Annotated in this window: 20 protein-coding genes; 10 read left to right on the forward strand and 10 right to left on the reverse strand. The window is 70.4% G+C overall.

The genetic code is table 11. The features are described from left to right. Position 1: 1 nt before the first annotated feature. The 6 genes from J2X68_RS16615 to J2X68_RS16640 all read left to right on the forward strand — a co-directional run bounded on the left by J2X68_RS16615 (position 2) and on the right by J2X68_RS16640 (position 3,668). Complete coding sequence (locus tag J2X68_RS16615; protein WP_310433306.1) at positions 2-799, forward strand: type III pantothenate kinase; 798 nt, start codon at positions 2-4, stop codon at positions 797-799. Between the two features lie 240 nt (positions 800-1,039). Next, positions 1,040-1,729, forward strand: a complete 690-nt coding sequence (locus tag J2X68_RS16620) for a hypothetical protein (protein ID WP_310433348.1) — start codon at positions 1,040-1,042, stop codon at positions 1,727-1,729. A gap of 51 nt (positions 1,730-1,780) precedes the next feature. Further along, on the forward strand, positions 1,781-1,960 hold the full coding sequence (locus tag J2X68_RS16625) for a hypothetical protein (RefSeq protein WP_310433307.1): 180 nt from the start codon (positions 1,781-1,783) through the stop codon (positions 1,958-1,960). A gap of 171 nt (positions 1,961-2,131) precedes the next feature. After that, positions 2,132-2,548, forward strand: coding sequence for a BlaI/MecI/CopY family transcriptional regulator (locus J2X68_RS16630; RefSeq protein ID WP_399040126.1), 417 nt, complete (start codon positions 2,132-2,134; stop codon positions 2,546-2,548). 9 nt (positions 2,549-2,557) lie between these two features. Then, positions 2,558-3,106, forward strand: a complete 549-nt coding sequence (locus tag J2X68_RS16635) for an amino-acid N-acetyltransferase (RefSeq protein ID WP_310433309.1) — start codon at positions 2,558-2,560, stop codon at positions 3,104-3,106. A gap of 226 nt (positions 3,107-3,332) precedes the next feature. Continuing rightward, positions 3,333-3,668, forward strand: a complete 336-nt coding sequence (locus J2X68_RS16640; protein WP_020132476.1) for an Lsr2 family protein — start codon at positions 3,333-3,335, stop codon at positions 3,666-3,668. Here the strand turns inward: J2X68_RS16640 and J2X68_RS16645 are convergent. Next, positions 3,647-4,288, reverse strand: a complete 642-nt coding sequence (locus tag J2X68_RS16645) for an SCO3374 family protein (RefSeq protein WP_310433310.1) — start codon at positions 4,286-4,288, stop codon at positions 3,647-3,649. The two genes, J2X68_RS16640 and J2X68_RS16645, sit on opposite strands and share 22 nt — an antisense overlap. Positions 4,289-4,718: 430 nt before the next feature. Here J2X68_RS16645 and J2X68_RS16650 point away from each other — a divergent pair, with 430 nt between their 5' ends. Continuing rightward, positions 4,719-7,244: an ATP-dependent Clp protease ATP-binding subunit gene (locus J2X68_RS16650; RefSeq protein WP_310433311.1), complete on the forward strand. Its 2,526-nt coding sequence runs from the start codon at positions 4,719-4,721 to the stop codon at positions 7,242-7,244. Between the two features lie 486 nt (positions 7,245-7,730). Here J2X68_RS16650 and J2X68_RS16655 read toward each other — a convergent pair whose 3' ends face one another. Next, complete coding sequence (locus J2X68_RS16655; protein WP_310433312.1) at positions 7,731-8,375, reverse strand: HAD family acid phosphatase; 645 nt, start codon at positions 8,373-8,375, stop codon at positions 7,731-7,733. Between the two features lie 526 nt (positions 8,376-8,901). On the opposite strand from J2X68_RS16655, the gene J2X68_RS16660 reads away from it, so the two are divergent. Further along, entirely contained in the window at positions 8,902-9,486 is a 585-nt protein-coding gene (locus J2X68_RS16660; RefSeq protein ID WP_310433313.1) for a M23 family metallopeptidase, read from the forward strand. A gap of 11 nt (positions 9,487-9,497) precedes the next feature. Here the strand turns inward: J2X68_RS16660 and J2X68_RS16665 are convergent, their stop codons facing one another. After that, positions 9,498-10,085 (reverse strand): TetR/AcrR family transcriptional regulator, encoded by a 588-nt coding sequence (locus tag J2X68_RS16665; RefSeq protein WP_310433314.1) that lies wholly within the window; start codon positions 10,083-10,085, stop codon positions 9,498-9,500. Between the two features lie 166 nt (positions 10,086-10,251). On the opposite strand from J2X68_RS16665, the gene J2X68_RS16670 reads away from it, so the two are divergent. After that, complete coding sequence (locus J2X68_RS16670) at positions 10,252-11,832, forward strand: MDR family MFS transporter (RefSeq protein ID WP_310433315.1); 1,581 nt, start codon at positions 10,252-10,254, stop codon at positions 11,830-11,832. Between the two features lie 314 nt (positions 11,833-12,146). Here the strand turns inward: J2X68_RS16670 and cseC are convergent, their stop codons facing one another. From cseC to J2X68_RS16695, 5 genes are all read right to left on the reverse strand, one after another. Next, positions 12,147-13,487, reverse strand: a complete 1,341-nt coding sequence (gene cseC, locus J2X68_RS16675; protein ID WP_399040109.1) for a two-component system sensor histidine kinase CseC — start codon at positions 13,485-13,487, stop codon at positions 12,147-12,149. A 34-nt stretch (positions 13,488-13,521) separates the two neighbouring features. After that, on the reverse strand, positions 13,522-14,223 hold the full coding sequence (gene cseB, locus J2X68_RS16680) for a two-component system response regulator CseB (RefSeq protein ID WP_310433317.1): 702 nt from the start codon (positions 14,221-14,223) through the stop codon (positions 13,522-13,524). Positions 14,224-14,642: 419 nt separating this feature from the next. Then, positions 14,643-15,302 carry a hypothetical protein gene (locus tag J2X68_RS16685; protein ID WP_310433318.1) on the reverse strand — a complete coding sequence of 220 codons (660 nt, stop codon included), beginning with the start codon at positions 15,300-15,302 and terminating at the stop codon, positions 14,643-14,645. Beyond that, the gene (locus tag J2X68_RS16690; RefSeq protein WP_020132466.1) at positions 15,287-15,829 is read right to left on the reverse strand and encodes a SigE family RNA polymerase sigma factor; all 543 of its coding nucleotides are present in this window, start codon (positions 15,827-15,829) and stop codon (positions 15,287-15,289) included. Before J2X68_RS16690 ends, J2X68_RS16685 begins: the two co-directional genes overlap by 16 nt. Positions 15,830-16,129: 300 nt before the next feature. After that, positions 16,130-17,062 carry an A/G-specific adenine glycosylase gene (locus tag J2X68_RS16695; protein ID WP_310433319.1) on the reverse strand — a complete coding sequence of 311 codons (933 nt, stop codon included), beginning with the start codon at positions 17,060-17,062 and terminating at the stop codon, positions 16,130-16,132. Between the two features lie 270 nt (positions 17,063-17,332). Between J2X68_RS16695 and J2X68_RS16700 the strand changes: the two genes are divergently transcribed. Next, complete coding sequence (locus J2X68_RS16700) at positions 17,333-18,163, forward strand: hypothetical protein (RefSeq protein ID WP_310433320.1); 831 nt, start codon at positions 17,333-17,335, stop codon at positions 18,161-18,163. Between the two features lie 153 nt (positions 18,164-18,316). Here the strand turns inward: J2X68_RS16700 and disA are convergent, their stop codons facing one another. Together disA and radA are read right to left on the reverse strand one after the other, a co-directional pair. Then, positions 18,317-19,441, reverse strand: a complete 1,125-nt coding sequence (gene disA, locus J2X68_RS16705) for a DNA integrity scanning diadenylate cyclase DisA (protein WP_310433321.1) — start codon at positions 19,439-19,441, stop codon at positions 18,317-18,319. Between the two features lie 80 nt (positions 19,442-19,521). Continuing rightward, on the reverse strand, positions 19,522-20,931 hold the full coding sequence (radA, locus tag J2X68_RS16710; protein WP_310433322.1) for a DNA repair protein RadA: 1,410 nt from the start codon (positions 20,929-20,931) through the stop codon (positions 19,522-19,524). Positions 20,932-20,958: the final 27 nt, after the last annotated feature.

Consider the following 20,958-nt stretch of genomic DNA (forward strand, 5'->3'; position numbering starts at 1 on the left):
CATGCTGCTGACGATCGACGTGGGCAACACGCACACCGTGCTCGGCCTGTTCGACGGTGAGGACATCGTCGAGCACTGGCGGATCTCCACCGACGCCCGCCGGACCGCGGACGAACTGGCCGTGCTCCTGCAGGGCCTGATGGGAACGCACCCGCTGCTCGGCGAGGAACTGGGCGACGGCATCGACGGGATCGCGATCTGCGCGACCGTGCCCTCCGTGCTGCACGAACTGCGTGAGGTGACCCGGCGCTACTACGGCGACGTGCCCGCCGTGCTGGTCGAGCCCGGCGTGAAGACGGGGGTGCCGATCCTCTTCGACAACCCCAAGGAGGTCGGCGCCGACCGCATCATCAACGCGGTCGCCGCGAACGAGCTCTACGGCGGCCCGGCGATCGTCGTCGACTTCGGCACGGCGACGACCTTCGACGCCGTCAGCGCGCGCGGGGAGTACGTCGGCGGCGTGATCGCCCCCGGCATCGAGATCTCCGTCGAGGCGCTGGGCGTCAAGGCCGCGCAGCTGCGCAAGATCGAGCTGGCCCGGCCCCGGAGCGTGATCGGCAAGAACACGGTCGAGGCGATGCAGTCCGGGATCGTCTACGGGTTCGCCGGCCAGGTCGACGGCGTGGTGACCCGGATGGCCCGCGAGCTGGCGGACGATCCGGACGAGGTCACCGTGATCGCGACGGGCGGCCTGGCGCCGACGGTGCTCGGCGAGTCCTCCGTGATCGACGAGCACGAGCCGTGGCTGACGCTGATCGGGCTGCGCCTGGTGTACGAGCGCAACGTGTCCCGCATGTGAGCCGAACCGCCCCCGCGGCCGAGCGGGGGCGGGCGGCGGCGCACGGGGCCGGGGGCGGGCCGCCACCGGCGGACGTTCGGCGAGCGGACGGGCGGCGAGCGGGCGGGCGGGGGCGGATGACCCGGGAGGCGGGGCCACCAGGGCGGATCGCGGGCGCGCCACACCCGTCCCCTATGTCGAATTTGTCTGATTAGCGCGTATCGTCGCGGCATGCCCACGCCCTATGGATCTCGCGGCGGCATGGCGTTCGGCGCGGAGGAGCTGTGTGTGCTCCGCCGCGCCCTTGCCCTCGCCCTTCACCCCGGCCCCGTCTCCGCCGAGGACATCCAGGACTGTCATCGCCTCGCCGAGTCCCTCGACGAGGCGATGCGCGAGGCCGCCCGACTGCGGGCCTTCCTGGTGGCCGACCTCGCCCGGTACCGCGCCGCCCTCCCCGGCACCGCCGCCGGCTACCTCACGCTCCTCGAGGAGGTGCTGCCGACCGGCTACCGGCCCGAGCCCGACGACCTCGCCGCCCTGCGCGCCCTGCGCGGGAACCCCGCGGCCGCCGCCCTCCTGGGGCGCTGCCAGACGCTCGCCGAACGGGACGTACGTGCCCGTCTGGCCCGCCGGGCGGCCCGCAGGGCCCCGGATGCCACCCCCACCGTCCCGGCGTCCCGTACCCGGCTCCTGGCCCTTCCCGGGGGCCTCTCCGGGGCCGGCCGCGCCCGCCCGTCCTTCGCCGCCGGTGATCCCGGCGAGCGTCCGGGTGAGGAGCCGCGCAGGAAACCCGCCGGGAAGCCCGCCACGCCCGCTCCCGGCCCGGTGCCGGTCGAGCCCGCCCCCGAGCCCGCCCGGCGGCCCGTTCCCACGCCGGGCGAGGTCTTCCCGCGCCGCAGACCGACCCCGCCGCCCGCGGATCCGGAGCAGCGGCGGCTGGCGGCCGGCTGACACGCGCGACCCCGCACCGCTGTCGCGTTCCGCTCTGGCTACCCTGGATCCATGGACTACGTCTCCGCGCTCGTGCCCCCCGTCGTCATGGCCGTGTTCTTCATCGGTGTGATCAGGGTGATCGTGAAGACCCAGGGCGGTGCCAACAAGGCCAAGGAGGACGCGGCCGTCGACGCCGTCCTCGCGCGCGCGGACGGCGCCCGTCAGGCCTCCGTGAACCCCGAGGCCTGACCGGCCCGCGACGCTTCCGCACCGCCCCGGGCGTGCGGCTCTCTTCGGAGCCGCACGCCCTTTTTGTTCCCGTTTGCCGATGAAAGCGCACGTCCGGCACGCGATTGGCGAGATCTCCCACTATTGTTTTGAGCTGTGCCTCGCCCATTGGGAGAACTCGAAGACGCGGTGATGACGCGGGTGTGGAAGTGGAACCGCCCGGTGACCGTTCGAGAAGTCCTGGAAGACCTTCAGCAGGAACGGTCCATCGCGTACACCACCGTGATGACCGTTTTGGACAATCTCCATCAGAAGGGCTGGGTACGCCGTGAAGCCGAAGGCCGGGCCTATCGATATGAGGCGGTCTCGACCCGGGCCGCCTACGCCGCTGCCCTGATGAACGAGGCCTGGGCGCAGAGCGACAACCCCGCCGCCGCTCTCGTCGCCTTCTTCGGGATGATGAGCGAGGAACAGCGGCACGCGCTGCGCGACGCCGTACGCATGGTCCAGGGTCCGGAAACTGCCGAACCCGCAACTCCCGGGAGTCCGGAGAGTACGGGGAGTGCCGGCGAGAACCCCGGCTCGGCGACGGAGGCCGACGGGCGATAGCGTCCGCACATGTCAGCAGAGAGTCCCTCGGCCGAGAACCCCGAAGTCACCGCTAAAGCCATCACCGTCCGCCGGGCCCGGACCGGCGATGTCTCCGCCGTGCGCCGTCTCCTTGACGCCCACGTCCGCGGCGGCATCCTGCTCGACAAAGCGACGGTGACGCTTTACGAGGACATCCAGGAGTTCTGGGTCGCCGAACGCGACGACAACGCCGAGGTGGTCGGCTGCGGCGCCCTGCACGTGATGTGGGAAGACCTGGCGGAAGTCCGCACTCTCGCGGTGAAGCCCGGGCTGAAGGGCGCGGGCATCGGTCACCAGTTGTTGGAGAAGTTGCTCCACACCGCGCGCTGGCTCGGGGTTCGGCGCGTTTTCTGCCTGACCTTCGAAGTCGACTTCTTCAGCAAGCACGGCTTCGTGGAGATCGGTGAGACGCCGGTCGACACCGATGTGTACGCGGAGCTGCTGCGTTCCTATGACGAGGGCGTCGCCGAGTTCCTCGGACTCGAACGAGTGAAACCGAACACCTTGGGCAACAGCCGGATGCTTCTGCATCTGTGATCGTCGACGTCCATTCACACCCACCCGCCTTGCCCGGGTTCCCTATGTCCGAAACGCGCATGTTTCCGGGCTGAGCGCGGGCTGTGGGCCCCCACCGGGGGTTTGTGTTTTCCCAGCAAAAGCGGTTTGCTTTCCGACGTACTGCTGTACTGCATATAACAGGGCGCGGCTAAACGGCGGACGCCGCGGACCCCCGGCCCTCACGTTTTCGATGAAAGGAAATCCGGTGGCACAGAAGGTTCAGGTCCTTCTTGTCGACGACCTCGACGGCGGCGAGGCGGACGAGACCGTCACGTTCGCGCTGGACGGCAAGACGTACGAGATCGATCTCACGACGACCAATGCGGACAAGCTCCGTGGACTTCTCGAGCCCTACGTGAAGGGTGGCCGTCGTACCGGTGGCCGCGCTTCGGGCGGACGCGGAAAGGCGCGCGCCGCTACCGGCGGCAGCCAGGACACCGCCCAGATCCGCGCGTGGGCCAAGGAGAACGGTCACGAGGTCAATGACCGCGGCCGTGTTCCGGCGTCCATTCGCGAGGCTTACGAGAAGGCCAACGGCTGAGCGCTCGCGCGCCGCAGTCGGACACGGTGACAGTGCGTCGCCAGTGTGTTCACCAGCCGTACGAGATCGGGGGCGCCCCCAACGCCCCCCAGCGCCGACATCGTCGGCAGCGAGGCCTCGGCCTCGCGCCCTGCCACGGGGGGCCGCAGCCACACGGCGGCCCCCTGCACCGGCCCGAAGCTGTCCGGGTCCGTATCGGGGCCCCGGCGCCCGCCGGGAGCCGGCACGGGCGCCTCGATGAGCTCACCCGAGCCGATCGCCGTCAGATCCAGTGGCAGCGCGCCCCACTCCAGCCACTGAAGGATCCCCGGCACCTCCTCCGCGCCGCCCGCCGCCACCAGCAGCCGCATCCGGTCGCCCCGCACGGCCACCGGCAAACCCGGCGTGAGTCGCCGCAGCGCCGCGAGGCCCGCCTCGGCCGGGACGTCCAGCACGTCGAAGCGCTCGCCCACCAAAAGTCGTACCGGCTCCCCGGGCACCGTCGGCCACCCCAGTTCGTTCTCGTACCAGCCGCGGATCAGGTCGGCCGGAGCGTCCGGCTCGAGCGGCCGACGGGGGAGGGGAACCGTGGAGATCGCGGCGGCGGCCGAGCGCACAGCCGACGGGACGGAGCCAACCATGCCAAGTGAAACCGTCGAAAAGGCCCGCAGGTTACGCTGGGTGTTTGTACGGATGCGTGCCGTGTCGACGAACAGGGCGCGCGGGGGCGTCGGGCGGGGCAACGTTGTTCGCCCATAGCGGAGGGGACCGGTGCGCGCGGCATGGACTGTCGGTTGCAGCGGGTAAGACATCCCTAGTGGGAGGGGGCGACACGCAGGAAAGGGCGTCTCACGTTCGCCATCGGCGTACTGGCGACTGGGGTAACTGCCTGGCCTGCGGGAACATCGTCTCGCACCATCGGGTTGGAGCAGATGTCGGCGTTCGGGGTCAGGAGGCCATCGACGGTGTCGGCAGTTGGAATGAGCGGTCCCCGCTTGCGGGACTAAGCTGCGGAAGGACAGGGAGGGGAAGTTCCCCCCACTGCCTGACCGCTCTGAGGAGCGATTAACGATGTTCGAGAGGTTCACCGACCGCGCGCGGCGGGTTGTCGTCCTGGCTCAGGAAGAAGCCCGGATGCTCAACCACAACTACATCGGCACCGAGCACATCCTCCTGGGCCTGATCCACGAGGGTGAGGGTGTCGCCGCCAAGGCCCTTGAGAGCCTCGGGATTTCGCTCGAGGCGGTCCGCCAGCAGGTGGAGGAGATCATCGGCCAGGGCCAGCAGGCCCCGTCCGGGCACATCCCCTTCACCCCCCGTGCCAAGAAGGTCCTGGAGCTGTCGCTCCGCGAGGCCCTTCAGCTGGGACACAACTACATCGGCACGGAGCACATCCTGCTCGGCCTGATCCGCGAGGGCGAGGGCGTCGCCGCCCAGGTCCTCGTCAAGCTGGGCGCAGATCTCAACCGGGTGCGGCAGCAGGTCATCCAGCTGCTCTCCGGTTACCAGGGCAAGGAGACCGCCACCGCCGGCGGGCCTGCCGAGGGCACGCCCTCGACGTCCCTGGTCCTCGACCAGTTCGGCCGGAACCTCACCCAGGCCGCCCGTGAGTCCAAGCTCGACCCGGTCATCGGGCGCGAGAAGGAGATCGAGCGGGTCATGCAGGTGCTGTCCCGCCGCACCAAGAACAACCCGGTCCTGATCGGTGAGCCCGGCGTCGGCAAGACCGCCGTCGTCGAAGGCCTCGCCCAGGCCATCGTCAAGGGCGAGGTGCCCGAGACCCTCAAGGACAAGCACCTCTACACCCTGGACCTCGGCGCCCTGGTCGCCGGTTCCCGCTACCGCGGTGACTTCGAGGAGCGCCTGAAGAAGGTCCTCAAGGAGATCCGCACCCGCGGCGACATCATCCTGTTCATCGACGAGCTGCACACGCTGGTCGGTGCGGGTGCCGCCGAGGGCGCCATCGACGCCGCTTCGATCCTGAAGCCGATGCTGGCCCGCGGTGAGCTCCAGACCATCGGTGCGACCACGCTGGACGAGTACCGCAAGCACCTGGAGAAGGACGCGGCCCTCGAGCGCCGCTTCCAGCCCATCCAGGTCGCGGAGCCGTCCCTGCCGCACACGATCGAGATCCTCAAGGGTCTGCGTGACCGGTACGAGGCGCACCACCGTGTCTCGATCACCGACGAGGCGCTGGTCCAGGCCGCCACCCTGGCCGACCGGTACATCTCGGACCGCTTCCTGCCGGACAAGGCGATCGACCTGATCGACGAGGCCGGTTCCCGGATGCGCATCCGCCGGATGACCGCGCCGCCGGACCTGCGCGAGTTCGACGAGAAGATCGCCGGCGTCCGCCGCGACAAGGAGTCCGCGATCGACTCGCAGGACTTCGAGAAGGCCGCCTCCCTCCGCGACAAGGAGAAGCAGCTCCTGGCCGCCAAGGCCAAGCGGGAGAAGGAGTGGAAGGCCGGCGACATGGACGTCGTCGCCGAGGTCGACGGCGAGCTGATCGCCGAGGTCCTCGCGACCGCCACCGGCATCCCGGTCTTCAAGCTGACCGAGGAGGAGTCGAGCCGCCTGCTGCGCATGGAGGACGAGCTCCACAAGCGGGTCATCGGCCAGGTCGACGCCGTCAAGGCGCTGTCGAAGGCGATCCGTCGTACGCGTGCGGGCCTCAAGGACCCGAAGCGACCCGGTGGTTCGTTCATCTTCGCCGGTCCGTCCGGTGTCGGTAAGACAGAGCTGTCCAAGGCGCTCGCCGAGTTCCTCTTCGGTGACGAGGACGCGCTGATCTCCCTCGACATGTCGGAGTTCAGCGAGAAGCACACGGTGTCGCGGCTCTTCGGTTCGCCCCCCGGATACGTGGGCTACGAAGAGGGCGGCCAGCTGACCGAGAAGGTCCGCCGCAAGCCGTTCTCCGTCGTCCTCTTCGACGAGGTCGAGAAGGCCCACCCGGACATCTTCAACTCGCTGCTGCAGATCCTGGAGGACGGTCGTCTGACCGACTCCCAGGGCCGGGTCGTGGACTTCAAGAACACGGTCATCATCATGACGACCAACCTCGGCACCCGGGACATCTCCAAGGGCTTCAACCTGGGCTTCGCGGCCTCGGGCGACAAGAAGTCCAACTACGAGCGCATGAAGAACAAGGTCTCGGACGAGCTCAAGCAGCACTTCCGCCCCGAGTTCCTCAACCGCGTCGACGACGTCGTCGTCTTCCCGCAGCTGACGCAGGAGGACATCCTGCGGATCGTCGACCTGATGATCGGCAAGGTCGACGAGCGCCTCAAGGACCGGGACATGGGCATCGAGCTCTCCCAGTCCGCCAAGGAGCTGCTGTCCAAGAAGGGTTACGACCCGGTGCTGGGTGCGCGTCCGCTGCGTCGCACCATCCAGCGCGAGATCGAGGACACGCTCTCGGAGAAGATCCTCTTCGGCGAGCTGCGCCCCGGTCACATCGTGGTCGTGGACACCGAGGGCGAGGGTGACACCAAGACCTTCACCTTCCGCGGCGAGGAGAAGTCGGCTCTGCCCGACGTCCCGCCGATCGAGCAGGCGGCCGGCGGCGCCGGACCGAACCTGAGCAAGGAGGCGTAGGCCTCGGCACGACCGAAGGGCGGCCCCGGGACCATGGTCCCGGGGCCGCCCTTCGGCGTCTGTACCGCCGCCGCCTCTTGGGCCGATCCGCACCGGCCCGGCGCGTCTGCGGCGCGTCCCACGCCGGGGCTCCCGCGCCCCCGCGTGGCCTCCCTGATGCGTCTCGGGCGCGTCGAGCGCGTCGAGCGCGTCGAGCGCAGTTGCGTCCTGGGCGTCCTGGACGCCCAGGAGAGGCCGGGCAGGCGGCGCTCTGCTGCCGGTCGGCCGGGCTCAGGAGCTCGCACGGCAGGGCGGTCGAGGCGCGTAGTGCCGGTTCGCGGGGGGCGGGGGGCGAGCCGGACGGCCCGCACCTCGACCGTGTCTTGTCCGCGCCGGGCCCCGAGTGGTCGTTGCAGGCGGCGCCGGGCCGGGTTCAGGGACGCGTCAGGCCTGTTCAGAGGTGGGTCAGGCCTGTTCAGGGACGCGTCAGGCCTGTTCGCGGGTGGGTCAGGACAGCTGGCCGTTGTAGTCCGGCAGCTTGTACGTCGTCTCGGCGTGGCCGCCCGAGAGGTCGGTGGCGCTGTTGCCGATGTTCGCGATGATCGTGTAGCCCTTGGCCTCGATGGCGACGCGCTGGGCGGTCTTGTAGGCGGCGACGTCCTTGAAGAGGTCGAGGAAGCCGCGGACGTAGAGACCGGAGACCTTGTAGCCGGCGTACCTGAGGTTGTAGTCGGTCACCCCGGAGATGATGCCCGGGCGTGCGGTGACGAAGAACAGGGAGACGCCGTGCTCCTGGGCGTACTTGGCCACGTCGAGGACCGGCTTGTTGGCCGGCTGGGGGTAGCTGAAGCCGAAGTCGGTCTCCAGGGTGGTGTTGTCGATGTCGAAGACGATCGCCTGCTTCTCACCCGGCTCGGTGGCGGCGATGCGCTGCTTCAGCGCCGGCAGGGCCTGGTTCATCACGGCCTGGCAGTCCTGCTGCCAGGTGGCGTAGTCGACGTCCTCGGCGGCGGCGGCCGCGGCGACGACGGTGGAGGTGGACGTGCCGGTGGCCGTCGCGGCCTGCGCGCCGACCGGTACGGCCATCGCCGTGACGGCTGCGGTGGCGACGGCGGTCATGGTGATGCGGCGCGTCCAGCTGCCTCTGGTCATGTGGGGGTCCTCTCGCGTCCTTGCGCTGCCGGTGTCGTGAGCATGCTGATCGCTGGGGGTGGCCTGAGGGGAACCAGCGGGTTACTGGACGGTAGAGGGCGCTGAGAGCCCCGTCACAGACCCGTGCACGCGACGTGAGCGGGGTCACAAGTGCCTTGCGGGGCAAGGGAGTAGTCGCCGAGTAGTCGCCGTCACATTCCGAAGTCCCTTGCAGGGAGCGGCCGGTGACATGGCGCACAGGCGATCACAGCCCTACTAGGCCGGGTAGTCGTAACGTAAATCGGACTAAAACGGACGAATGACTCCAGCGCCCCGATCTCGCCTCAAGCCTCCGGCATGGGCATGTGTCGCTTGTGTCCGGAAAGGAGCCTCTGTCAAGAAGTGGGAAGTTTTGCGGTGAAGTACTAGGTTCCGTCGTACATCACACGTTTGGGCGTCTGTGGGCCTCGGGGTTACCAAGGGATGGCCACCACGGCGGAGGTCACGCCGGGTGGTTTCCTCTGTCCCCGTTCCCCTGAGGTCTTCGATGTTCCAGCGCGTCACGTTCCGTTCTTCCCGTACGTCCCAGCTCCGCACTCGCGTGGCCGTCGGCGCCGCCGCCCTGGGCGCCTCGGTCGTGCTGGGGAGCGGTGTGGCGTCTGCCGCGGCGCCCGCCGCCGCGCCCGCCGCCGCCAAGACGGCCGCCTCGTCCGCTTCCTGGGTCGACCCGGTGAAGAAGTACACGCTGTCCGCCGGCTACGCCCAGGCCGGCGCGATGTGGCAGTCCACCCACAGCGGTCAGGACTTCGCCGTGCCGAGCGGCACCAAGGTCGTGGCCGCGCACGGCGGCACCGTGGTCAAGGCCGGTGGCAACGGCGCCGGTGACGGCCCCGCCTATGGCAACGCCATCGTGATCAAGCACGCCAACGGCGTCTACTCGCAGTACGCCCACCTCTCGCGCATCCACGTGAAGGTCGGCCAGATAGTCAAGACGGGCCAGAAGATCGCCCTGTCCGGCAACACCGGCAACTCCAGCGGCCCGCACCTGCACTTCGAGATCCGTAAGACCGCCAACTACGGTTCGGCGATCAACCCGGTCACCTTCCTGCGCGGCAAGGGCGTGAAGGTCTGACCCCTCGGTGATCAGGCGCCCTGGTGCGCCTGCGTCACCAGATCGATGGCGACCTCGAGGACGGCTGCGCGCTTGTCCTCGGGGTCGCCTTCGAGGTCCTGCAGGAAGAACATGCCGGCGTGCAGCGTGAAGATCGCGCTCACGCAGCGGACCTGGTCGGCGAGGGGGGCGTCCGGGTCGATGATGATGTCGCGCAGCCCCCGCATGCGGTCCTTGAACGAGTCGCCGATCTGGAGCTCCCGCACGGTCGCCTGGTTCTCCTGCATGAAGCGGAACAGCGGGGTCGCCTCGGAGAGGGCCTGGCTGTAGCGCCGCACGAGTTCCTGCTTGGTCTCCAGCGTGTGCGGCTGGCTCCTGCCCCACTCGATCAGGTCCTCGATCGGCTTCGTCAGATCCGTGAAGATGCCGACGATGATCTCTTCCTTGGTCTTGAAGTGGTAGTACAGGGCCGCCTTCGTGACGTCCAGGCGCTCCGCGATCTCGCGGAGGGAGGTCTTCTCGTAGCCCTGCTCGGCGAAGAGTTCGAGTGCGACGTCCTGGATGCGCTGGCGGGTGTTCCCGCGCCGCTGCTGCTTCGTGCCGTCCATGGTGACGTCCATTCTCGTGGTCCTCGCGTCTCCGCGGAAACTTACTTGCCGTCCGGCTAGTCGGAGACAGAAACTTACTTGACGCCCGGCTAGTTGCAGGTCTACCTTCCCAGTGTAGTCAACTAGCCGGGCGGCAAGTAAGTAGCCGACCGGGGGGAAGCCCAGGGGAGTGGCAATCATGGCGGACACGAAGACGGTCGAGACCGAGGCGGAGAAACCACCCAGGAGCGTGCGGGTCGTCCTGCTCGCGCTGATGATCACAATGATGCTCGCGATGCTCGACAACATGATCGTGGGCACCGCGATGCCGACGATCGTCGGCGAACTCGGCGGGCTCGAACACCTCTCGTGGGTCGTGACCGCGTACACCCTCGCGACCGCGGCCTCCACTCCGATCTGGGGCAAGATCGGCGACATGTACGGGCGCAAGGGCGCCTTCATGACGTCGATCGTGATCTTCCTGATCGGCTCCGCGCTGAGCGGCATGGCCCAGAACATGGGCGAACTGATCGGCTTCCGCGCGATCCAGGGCCTCGGCGCCGGTGGTCTGATGGTCGGCGTCATGGCGATCATCGGCGACCTCATCCCGCCGCGGGAGCGCGGCAAGTACCAGGGCATGATGGCCGGCGTCATGGCGCTCGCGATGATCGGCGGCCCGCTGGTCGGCGGCACCATCACCGACAACTGGGGCTGGCGCTGGTCCTTCTACATCAACCTGCCGCTCGGCGTGGTGTCGCTGGCCCTGATCAGCGCCGTTCTGCACCTGCCGAGGAAGCGTTCGCAGTCGCGGATCGACTATCTGGGCGCCATCCTCCTGACCGTCGGCATCACCTCCATCGTCCTCGTCACCACCTGGGGCGGCTCGGAGTACGCCTGGTCGTCCGCGCGGATCATGGAGCTCATCGGGATCGGCGTCGCCTCGCTCATCGGGTTCGTGTTCTGGCAGACCAGGGCCGCCGAGCCGATCGTGCCGCTGCACATCTTCCGCAGCCTCAACTTCACCCTGATGTCGATCATCGGCTTCATCACCGGCTTCGTGATGTTCGGCGCCACCCTCTTCCTGCCGCTCTACCAGCAGTCGGTCCAGGGGGCCTCCGCGACCAACTCCGGTCTGCTGCTCCTGCCGATGCTCGGCGCCATGCTGGTCACCTCGATGGTGGCGGGCCGGGTCACCACCAACAGCGGCAAGTACAAGATCTTCCCGCTGGTCGGCAGCGTCGCGATGGTCATCGGCCTGTACCTGCTGTCCACCATGGACACCGGGACCAGCCGCCTCACCTCCGGTGTGTTCATGGCGGTCGTCGGTCTCGGCATGGGCTGCCTCATGCAGATCACGATGCTGGTCGCGCAGAACAGCGTCGAGATGAAGGACATGGGCGTCGCCTCGTCGTCCACGACCCTCTTCCGTACGCTCGGCTCCTCCTTCGGTGTCGCGATCATGGGCGCGCTGTTCAACAACCGGGTCCAGGACGTCATGTCCGAGCGGGCCGGCGCGCTGGGTTCGAAGATCACCGAGCACTCCGCGCAACTGGACGCGGCCAGCCTGGCCAAGCTGCCCGCCGAGGCCCGGGAGGCCTACCAGTACGCGGTGTCGTCCGGCACGCACTCGGCGTTCCTGCTGGGGGCCGTCGTCGCGGTGATCGCGCTGGTGGCGGCGGTGTTCGTCAAGGAGGTCCCGCTCAAGGGAGCGGGCCCGCAGAAGGACGGCGAGCCGGCCGACGGCGCGGCCACGCAGCCGCCCCTGGTCGAGGCCGTCTGACCGCGCTGTCGTCAGCACGGATGTCGTGAGCACAGTGTCCTGAGCGCAGTGCCGTAACCACAGGCCCCCCGGCGGTGTCCGCCCCGGGGGGCCTGTGGTCTGCGCGCGCCATCCCCCTCGTCCGGCCCTGCGAGAAGTCCTACGACGGCGTCTTGGCCTGCAGGAAGTCTGACGACGGGAGGCCGACCGCCGATACCTCACCCACCGCCGTGCCGTACCGAAGGCGCCGAGACGCTCCTCCGTGGCGCGGACCACGCGTTCGGCCGCCGCCCCGCACTTCGCGTCGCCGGTAGCCGGTCGCCCGGTGTCCGCCGTCACGGCATCACCGGATAGCTCCCCGTGTTCGTCGGCGCGTGCTCGGGCAGCCACAGGACGGCGACGGCGCCCTCCGCTGGTATGTGCTCGGGAGCCCCCGCGGGCCGTACGTTGCGGAAGGTCAGGCGGGCGCCGAGCACCCGGGCCTGGCCCGCCGCGATGGTGAGTCCGAGGCCGTGTCCGTGCCCGGCCCGGTCGGCGCTGCCGGTGCGGAAGCGGCTGGGGCCCTCGGCGAGCAGGTCCTCGGGGAAGCCGGGGCCGTGGTCGCGCACCCGGATGACCCGGCCCTCGACGGTGACCTGGATCGGCGGCTTGCCGTGCCGGGCCGCGTTGGCCAGCAGGTTGAACAGCACGCGCTCCAGGCGCCGGGGGTCCGTCGTGACCATCGACTCGTGCACGACCCGCACCTCGACGTCCGGGTCCTTGGCCGCGACCCGCCGGGCCACGAACTCGCCCAGCACGATGTCCTGCAGTTCGGCGCGCTCCGAGGCGCCGTCGAGACGGGCCACCTCCAGCACGTCCTCGACCAGGGTGCGCATGGCCTTCGCCCGGTCCAGGACCAGCTCGGTCGGCCGGCCGGGCGGCAGCAGCTCGGCGGCCGTCAGCAGTCCCGTCACCGGCGTGCGCAGCTCGTGCGCGATGTCGGCGGTGACCCGGCGCTCGGCCTCCAGCCGCTCCTGGAGCGTGTCCGCCATGGCGTCCACCGCGCTGGCCAGATCGTCGGTCTCGTCCCGCACGACCCCGCCGATGGCGTCCCGCACCCGCACCTCCGACTCGCCGCTCGCGACCTGGTTGGCCGCGGCCGCCGCCTTGCGCAACCGGCGCGAGAGCTGCCCGCCGATGAGCACGCCGAGCGCGCTGCCGCCGAGCACGACCGCGATGGAGCCGATCACCAGGGCCTGGTCGAGATCGTTGAGGATGTCCGTGCTGCGGTCGGTGAAGCCGGTGTGCAGGGACAGCACATGCCCGTCCTTGACCGGCACGGCCGCCCAGATGTCCGGCACGTCGCCTCTGCGGTCGGAGACGAAGGTGGCCCGGCGGCCCTGCCGGACCTTCTCCCGCAACGCCGGTGGCAGGCTGGAGTCGTCGATCTTGATGTTGGGGAAGTAGGGCTTCAGCCGCCCCGACTGCTCGTAGTTGCGCTGGGCGATCTGGACGCGCTCGTCGGCGAGGTCACGCGCGTTGTCGAGCATGGACACGCGCGCGGCGTTGTGCACGACCAGGCTGAGCGCGATCGCCACCAGCGCGCCGACCAGCGCGATCGCCGCGCTCAGCTTCCACCGCAGCCCCGTGCGGATGCCCACGCGTGCCGTGCGAGCCGGAACCAGCTGCCGGATCATCCCCCGCATCCTCCTGCCCCCGCCCCTGCCCCGCTCAGGCCTTCAACTTGTAGCCGAAACCGCGGACCGTCTCGATACGGTCCTGGCCGATCTTCGTGCGCAGCCGTTGCACATGGACGTCGACCACCCGGGTGTCGCCGCCCCAGCCGTAGTCCCACACCCGCTCCAGCAGCTTGTCGCGCGAGAGGACCGTGCCCGGAGCGGAGGAGAACTCCAGCAGCAGGCGCATCTCGGTGGGGGTCAGCGCCACCGGCTGTCCGGCCCGGCGCACCTCCATCCCCTCCGTGTCGATCTCCAGGTCACCGAACGACAGCACACCACCGGCCGCCGTGGCGGCGGGCTCGGCGCGGTCGCTGCCGCCCGCGTGACCGAAGCGGCGCAGCACGGCACGGATCCGGGCGACCAGCACGGCACCGTCGAAGGGCTTGGTCACGTAGTCGTCGGCGCCGGCCTCCAGGCCGAGGACGACGTCGATGGAGTCGGCCCGCGCCGACAGCATGATCACCGGCACGGTGGACTCGTCCCGGATGCGCCGGCACAGGCTCACGCCGTCCAGTCCGGGCACCATGACGTCCAGCAGGGCGATGTCGGGGCGGTCGGCACGGAACGCCTCCAGGCCCGACAGGCCGTCGGGCATCGCGGTGACCACGAAGCCGTCCCGTTCGAGGGCGAGCTGGGTGGCCTCGCGGATGACGTCGTCGTCCTCGACGAAGAGGACGTGGGTCTGGTCTGCCATCCCGGTGCTCTCAGTTCTCGTATGCGGTCTCTTGTGCCTGCGGGTCGTCAGTCTGACGGGCTCCGCCTGCATTCCGTGGGTCACCTGTCGGTGAACTGTGGGGAGTGCCCCTTGCTTGGACGCGCGGAGCGCGGCGAGCGTTCACTGCACGCGCGATCCCTGTCCGCGATCCCGTCCGTTCTCCCCGTCCGTTTCTCCGTGTCGCTCTTCGTTTCGTTCTTCGTGCGGCCGGGCCATCGCGCGCCCCGGTCACCGCGCGTCCCCCGCCGTCCTGCCCGTGCGCGCACGTCCCTGTCCACCCCCGCCGGTCCTTGCCTGTCCTGCCTGTCCATCCATTGATCGGAACGGGCGGCCCGATCGGTTCACGCTGCCGGAGGATTTTTCGGCCGGCCTCGCGGGAGCGGGTTCAGGGAGCAGGTTCAGTCGGCCTCCGGCGCCACCGTCGGGGCGTCGCCGACGACGCTGCTGTAGTCGTTGTGCCAGCTGTACTCCTTCACGAAGCGGCCCGAGGTCCAGCGGTACGTGATCACGTTCTCGCCGGACGGGTCGGAGACCGCGTCGCCCTTCTCGTACACCTGCTTGGTCACCACCAGGTCGCCCCGGTCCATCTCCGCGTAGACGGGCGGCTCCTCGGCCTGGAACACGTTCCGGTAGCCGCCCTCGTCCCTCCGGTACACGTACGAGCCCACGCCGACGACGTCCCCGCAGGTGAGCACGTTGACGATGATGTCCTCGCCGGAGCCGCCGGTGAGGTCGCCGTACGACACGTCGACCGGGTACTCGTCGCCGACGCAGGGCTGCAACTCGCGCTTGACCTCGGCCGAGACCTGGGGGTCGTTCTTGATCAGCCGGACCGCCTCCGTCCGGTCGGGCGGGTCGGTCGAGGCGGAGGACGGGGAGGCGGTGGCGCCCACGACCGCGTCGGCGTGCGCCGGGCCCTCGTCACGGGCGCCCGTGCCGCCGGTGGCGCAGGCGGAGACGAAAAGGGCGAGGGCGGCGAGCACGGACATCGCCGTGATCGCCGCCTGGATGGTGCTTCGGGCCGGTGTGGGCCCGGCCTCGGTCAGGCCGCCGCGCAACGCTCCCGCTCCTCACGCTCCAGCGCGCGTGCGTCCAGATCGCGGGCTTCCAGCTCCTCGCGGAGCCGGGCGAGCGCCCGGTGCAGCGTGCTCTTGACCGTTCCGGCCGACATGCCGAGTGCGGCGGCCGTCTCCTCCGTGGACATCTGTTCCCAGTGTCGCAGCACCACCACACTGCGCTGCTTCGGAGCGAGCACCTTCATCGCGTCCATCAGCAGCGCGCGGTCGGCGTGCTGCTCGGTGGAGTCGTCCACCCGGGCGTCCGGGAGCTGCTCGGTCGGCACCTCCTCGAGCTTGCGGGCCCGCCACCACTCGGTGCGTGTGTTGATCATGACCCGGCGCAGGTAGGCGTCCGCGAGCCGCTTGTCCGCGATGCCGTCCCAGCGGCCGTACGTCCGGGCCAGCGCGGTCTGCAGGAGGTCCTGTGCGTCGACCGGGTCCGGAACCAGGCGCCGGGCGCTGCGCAGCAGCGCGTCCTGCCGCGTGCGGACGTATTCCTCGAACTCGAGCACCTCGCCCTGTGCCATGGTCAACCGCCTCCGATTCCCCGTACCGCCGGACTGCCGCCGCCGGTTCACTGCCTGTGGTCTGTGGCCCCGGTGGTCCTGCCGGGTACGCCACTGAAGCTACGGAGGTGTTGTCACGGCGTTGTCCGAGGCAGCCTGCGGCCAGCGCTCAGCTGTCCGTCGGTTGTGTAACGGAAATGAGTTTGGGGTAAAGACTCAGGCCGACTGGCCCGGCTATGGGGTGATTTGCACGGCCGTCGGGCGTGACGAAAGCCCGACGGCGGCTGTGATGAAGCCGCGCGCCTGTGAAATGACCATGCGTCAGGTCAGCGGCAGGCGGTACAGCCCACCCGGGAGCGGCTCCACGAGTCCGTCCGCGACGAGGCCGTCCAGCGCACGCGCGCGCTGCACCGGCTCGTGCCAGACCCGGTCGAGGGCGGCCTGCGGCACAGGGGTGTGCGCCTCCCGCAGAACGGCGAGCAGCTTGCCCCTGACCTGCCGGTCGGTGCCCGCGTACGTCTGACCCCGGCGCGGCGGGCCGTCGTGCTCCGGCTTGCCCGCGAGCCGCCAGGCGCACTGCGCCGCGATCGGGCAGCGCACGCACGTCTCGTTCTTCGCCGTGCAGACGAGGGCGCCGAGTTCCATGGACGCGGCGGCCCAGCGTGCCGCGGTCGGCTCGTCGTCGGGCAGCAGGGCGCGGGCCAGATTGCGCTCGGCGGACGTGGTGGCGTTCGGCGGATACCGCACACCCGTGACCGCGCGCGCGAAGACACGGCGGACGTTGGTGTCCAGGACGGCGTGCCGCTGTCCGTAGGCGAAGGAGGCGACGGCCGCGGCCGTGTACTCGCCGATGCCGGGCAGCGCCAGGAGCTGCGCGTGGTCCGACGGCACGTCGCCGCCGTGCCGTTCCGTTATCGCCACCGCCGCGCCGTGCAGCCGCAGGGCGCGGCGCGGGTAGCCGAGCCGTCCCCACGCGCGTACGGCCTCGCCCGGGGCCTCCGCGGCCAGGTCGGCGGGGCGCGGCCAGCGGGCGAGCCACTGCTCGTAGACCGGCAGCACGCGATTGACCGGTGTCTGCTGGAGCATGAACTCGCTGACCATCACGCCCCATGCGCCTGCCTCGGGGCGCCGCCAGGGCAGGTCGCGGGCGTTCTCGTCGAACCAGTCGATCACCGGCGCGTGCAGGTCCGCCGCGGGGGCGTCGGCGTCGGAGCGGGCGGGGGAGCGGTGCGGGGGCTTCGTGGGCGCAGTCATGACCCTTCGATCCTGCCATGCCGACCGGGGCACGCGCGCGTACCGCCACTCGGCCGGGAGGGGCCCCGGGGGCGCGGCACGGGCGCGCGCCCCGCGCGTGATCGAGGCCGTGGCCAGAGGTGCAACGGGTGCGATCGTCAAGGAGAGGTGGCCGCGCGGACCGAAGTCGGGTGCGGGGGAACCGGCTTCCGGGATGATGATCCGGAAAAGTTGTGTTCCTGGCGGCGGGTGGGGCCGGCTGAGCGGTCGATCTCTCGTACAGTTTGCGCCGTGGGATCTCTGCGCAATCCGGTCGGGCCGCTTCCCTCCTCCATCTACTGGCGACGGAGGGTCGTACTGCTGTCCGTGTTCGCCCTGTTGGCGCTGCTGACCTTGTGGGTGGTGACCTCGGGCGGGGGCGGCAAGAAGAACGGCGCCGACGGCGGCGGGGGCAAGAATCCGGCCTCCTCCATCACGCCGGGGCCGTCCGGATCGGGGCCCGCGATCAGCCAGAACCCCGGCGGCCGCGACGAGTCGGGCGACGGCACGTCCAGCGGGTCCGGCTCCGGGTCGGGCTCCGGCTCGGACGGCGGCGCCGGCTCCGGTGGTTCGGACGGCGGCTCGGGTGCCGGGGGCCTCGACGACGGCGCCAACGGCAGCGGGAGCGGCGGCGAGGACGGCGGTGGTACGGGGACGACCCTGCCGGCCGGCACGACCCTGCCCGACTGCACGCCCGGATCGGTCACGTTGACCCTGCTGAGTGTCCAGAACGCCTACTCGCCCGACCAGACGCCCACGTTCCGGCTGACCGCGAAGAACGCGTCCGGGAGCGACTGCAAGGTCGATCTCGGCCCCAGGACAGCGGTGCTGACGATCACTCAGGCGGGCGGCGCCGACGCGTACTGGTCGTCCGCCGACTGCCCCAAGACGGCCGGGAGCCTGCTGTACCGGGTGCCGGCCGGGGACAGCTTCACGTACACCCTGAAGTGGAACCGCAAGCCGAGCGCCCCCGAGTGCGCGACGCCTCCGGCGGGCACGGCCGGAGCGGGTACGTATCTGGTGGAGGCGAAGGCTCCCGGGTTTGCCAAGGCACAGACGTCGTTCGTGCTGAAGGACGACTAGGCCGGACGCCCGGTCCGAACCCGGCCCGGTCCGAACCCGGCCCGGTCCGAACCGGCCCGGTCCGAACCCGGCCCGGTCCGAACCCGGCCCGGTCCGAAGTGGGTCCGGTCCGAACCCGGTCGGCGCCGGTCCGGCCCCGGACCTCTTGGTCGGCTAGACGTACCGCTCCAGGATCGACGACTCCGCCAGCCGCGACAGACCCTCGCGGACGCTCCGGGCCCGGGCCTCGCCCACGCCGTCCACCGTCTGGAGGTCGTCGACGCTCGCGGCCAGGAGCTTCTGGAGGCCGCCGAAGTGCTCGACCAGCCGGTCGATGATGGCGCCGGGCAGCCGCGGCACCTTCGCCAGCAGGCGGAAGCCGCGGGGCGAGACAGCCGAGTCGAGCGCCTCGGGGGAGCCGGTGTAGCCCAACGCCCGGGCCACCGTGGACATTTCGAGGAGCTCGGCGTGGCTCAGGGCGTCCAGCTCGTACAGCGCCTCGTCGACCGTGCGGGACCGCTTGGCGGTGGGCTCGGGCACGTAGTCCCGGACCACCAGCTCGCGCTCCGGCTCCACACCGGCGATCAGCTCGTCGAGCTGGAGGGCGAGCAGACGGCCGTCCGTGCCCAGTTCGACCACGTACTCGGCGATCTCGGTGGCGATGCGGCGCACCATCTCCAGACGCTGGGCCACCGCGGAGACGTCCCGGACCGTCACCAGGTCCTCGATCTCCAGCGCTGACAACGTTCCCGCGACCTCGTCCAGGCGGAGCTTGTAACGCTCCAGGGTCGCCAGGGCCTGGTTCGCGCGGGACAGGATCGCCGCAGAGTCCTCCAGGACCCGGCGCTGGCCGTCGACGTACAGGGCGATCAGCCGCATGGACTGGGAGACCGAGACGATCGGGAAGCCGACCTGCTTGCTGACCCGGTCCGCCGTGCGGTGCCGGGTGCCCGTCTCCTCGGTGGGGATCGTGGGGTCCGGCACCAGCTGGACGCCGGCCCTGAGGATCTTCGACAGGTCGGAGGAGACCACGATGCCGCCGTCGAGCTTGCACAGCTCACGCAGGCGGGTGGCCGCGAACTCCACGTCCAGGACGAATCCGCCCGTGCACATCGCCTCGACCGTCTTGTCGGAGCCCAGCACGATGAGTCCGCCGGTGTTGCCGCGAAGGATCCGCTCCAGGCCGTCGCGCAGGGCCGTGCCGGGAGCCACCGCGCTCAGCGCGGCACGCATCAGGCCGTCGGCACCGGAACTCCCACCGGACTTTCCGGGAGCTGCCGCCCGGTCGTTGGCTGCCACTGCACTCCTCCGGTCACAGGTCTGGGACGCTCCCGTTTCGCGCACTCGTTTCGTACGGACGGGCGAGACCAGGGCAAAGTCTACCGGCGCTCCTCCGTCTCCCGTGGGGCGTCTCGCCTACGGGAGCGCGGCAGGACCCGCAGGGCGTCCCCTATGTCCGCGACTTCCAGGACCTTCATGCCCGCGGGGATCTTGCCGGGATCCCCCGGCACGAGCGCGTGCGTGAAGCCCAGACGGTGTGCCTCCGAGAGCCTGCGCTGGACGCCCGTGACCCGTCTGACCTCGCCCGCGAGGCCGACTTCGCCGATCGCGACCAGGTTCTTGGGCAGCGGGGTGTCGCTCGCGGCGGAGGCCAGGGCGAGGGCGATCGCCAGGTCGGCGGCGGGCTCCGAGAGCTTCACCCCGCCGACCGTCGCCGAGTAGATGTCCCGCTTGCCCAGGGCGCTGATCTTGCCGCGCTGCTCCAGGACGGCCAGCATCATCGAGACCCGGGAGGTCTCCAGGCCGGACGTCGTGCGGCGGGGCGAGGGGATCTGCGAGTCGACGGTGAGCGCCTGCACCTCGGCGACCAGGGGCCGGCGGCCCTCCAGGGTGACCGTCAGGCAGGTGCCCGGAACCGGTTCGTCACGTCGGGTCAGGAAGAGTCCGCTCGGGTCGGCGAGGCCCGTGATGCCCTCGTCGTGCAGTTCGAAGCAGCCGACCTCGTCGGTGGCGCCGTAGCGGTTCTTGACGCCCCGCACCAGGCGCAGGCGCGCGTGGCGGTCTCCCTCGAAGCTCAGCACGACGTCCACGAGGTGTTCGAGGAGGCGGGGGCCGGCGATCGCGCCGTCCTTCGTGACATGGCCCACCAGGAGCGTGGACATGCCGCGTTCCTTGGAGGCGCGGATCAGGGCGCCGGCGACCTCGCGGACCTGGGCCATGCCGCCGGGCGCTCCGTCGATCTCCGGCGAGGCCACGGTCTGCACGGAGTCCATGATCAGCAACGACGGCTTCACCGCGTCCAAGTGACCCAGGACGGCCGCCAGATCGGTCTCGGCGGCCAGATACAGATGGTCGTCGATGGCGCCGATGCGGTCGGCGCGCATGCGGACCTGGGAGGCCGATTCCTCGCCGGTCACGTACAGCGTGCGGTGTTCGTCGCTCGCCGACTTCGCCGCCACGTCCAGCAGGAGGGTCGACTTGCCGACGCCCGGCTCGCCGGCCAGCAGGACGACCGCGCCCGGTACGAGGCCGCCGCCGAGGACGCGGTCCAGCTCGGGCACGCCGGTGGGGCGGGCGGTGGCCGTCCGGCCGTCGACCTGGCCGATGGGCAGGGCGGACGTGGTGACGCGCCCCGGAGTGGTCGTACGGACCGCGGGCGTGCCGTATTCCTCGACCGTCCCCCAGGCCTGGCACTCGGGGCAGCGGCCGAGCCACTTGGCCGTCTGCCAGCCGCACTCCGTGCAGCGGTAGGACGGACGGTCCTTGGTGGTCTTCGTACGGGCAGCCATGGGAGAAACCGTAGCCGCCGCCACCGA

This window comes from Streptomyces sp. 3330, assembly GCF_031456635.1.
Taxonomy (GTDB): domain Bacteria; phylum Actinomycetota; class Actinomycetes; order Streptomycetales; family Streptomycetaceae; genus Streptomyces.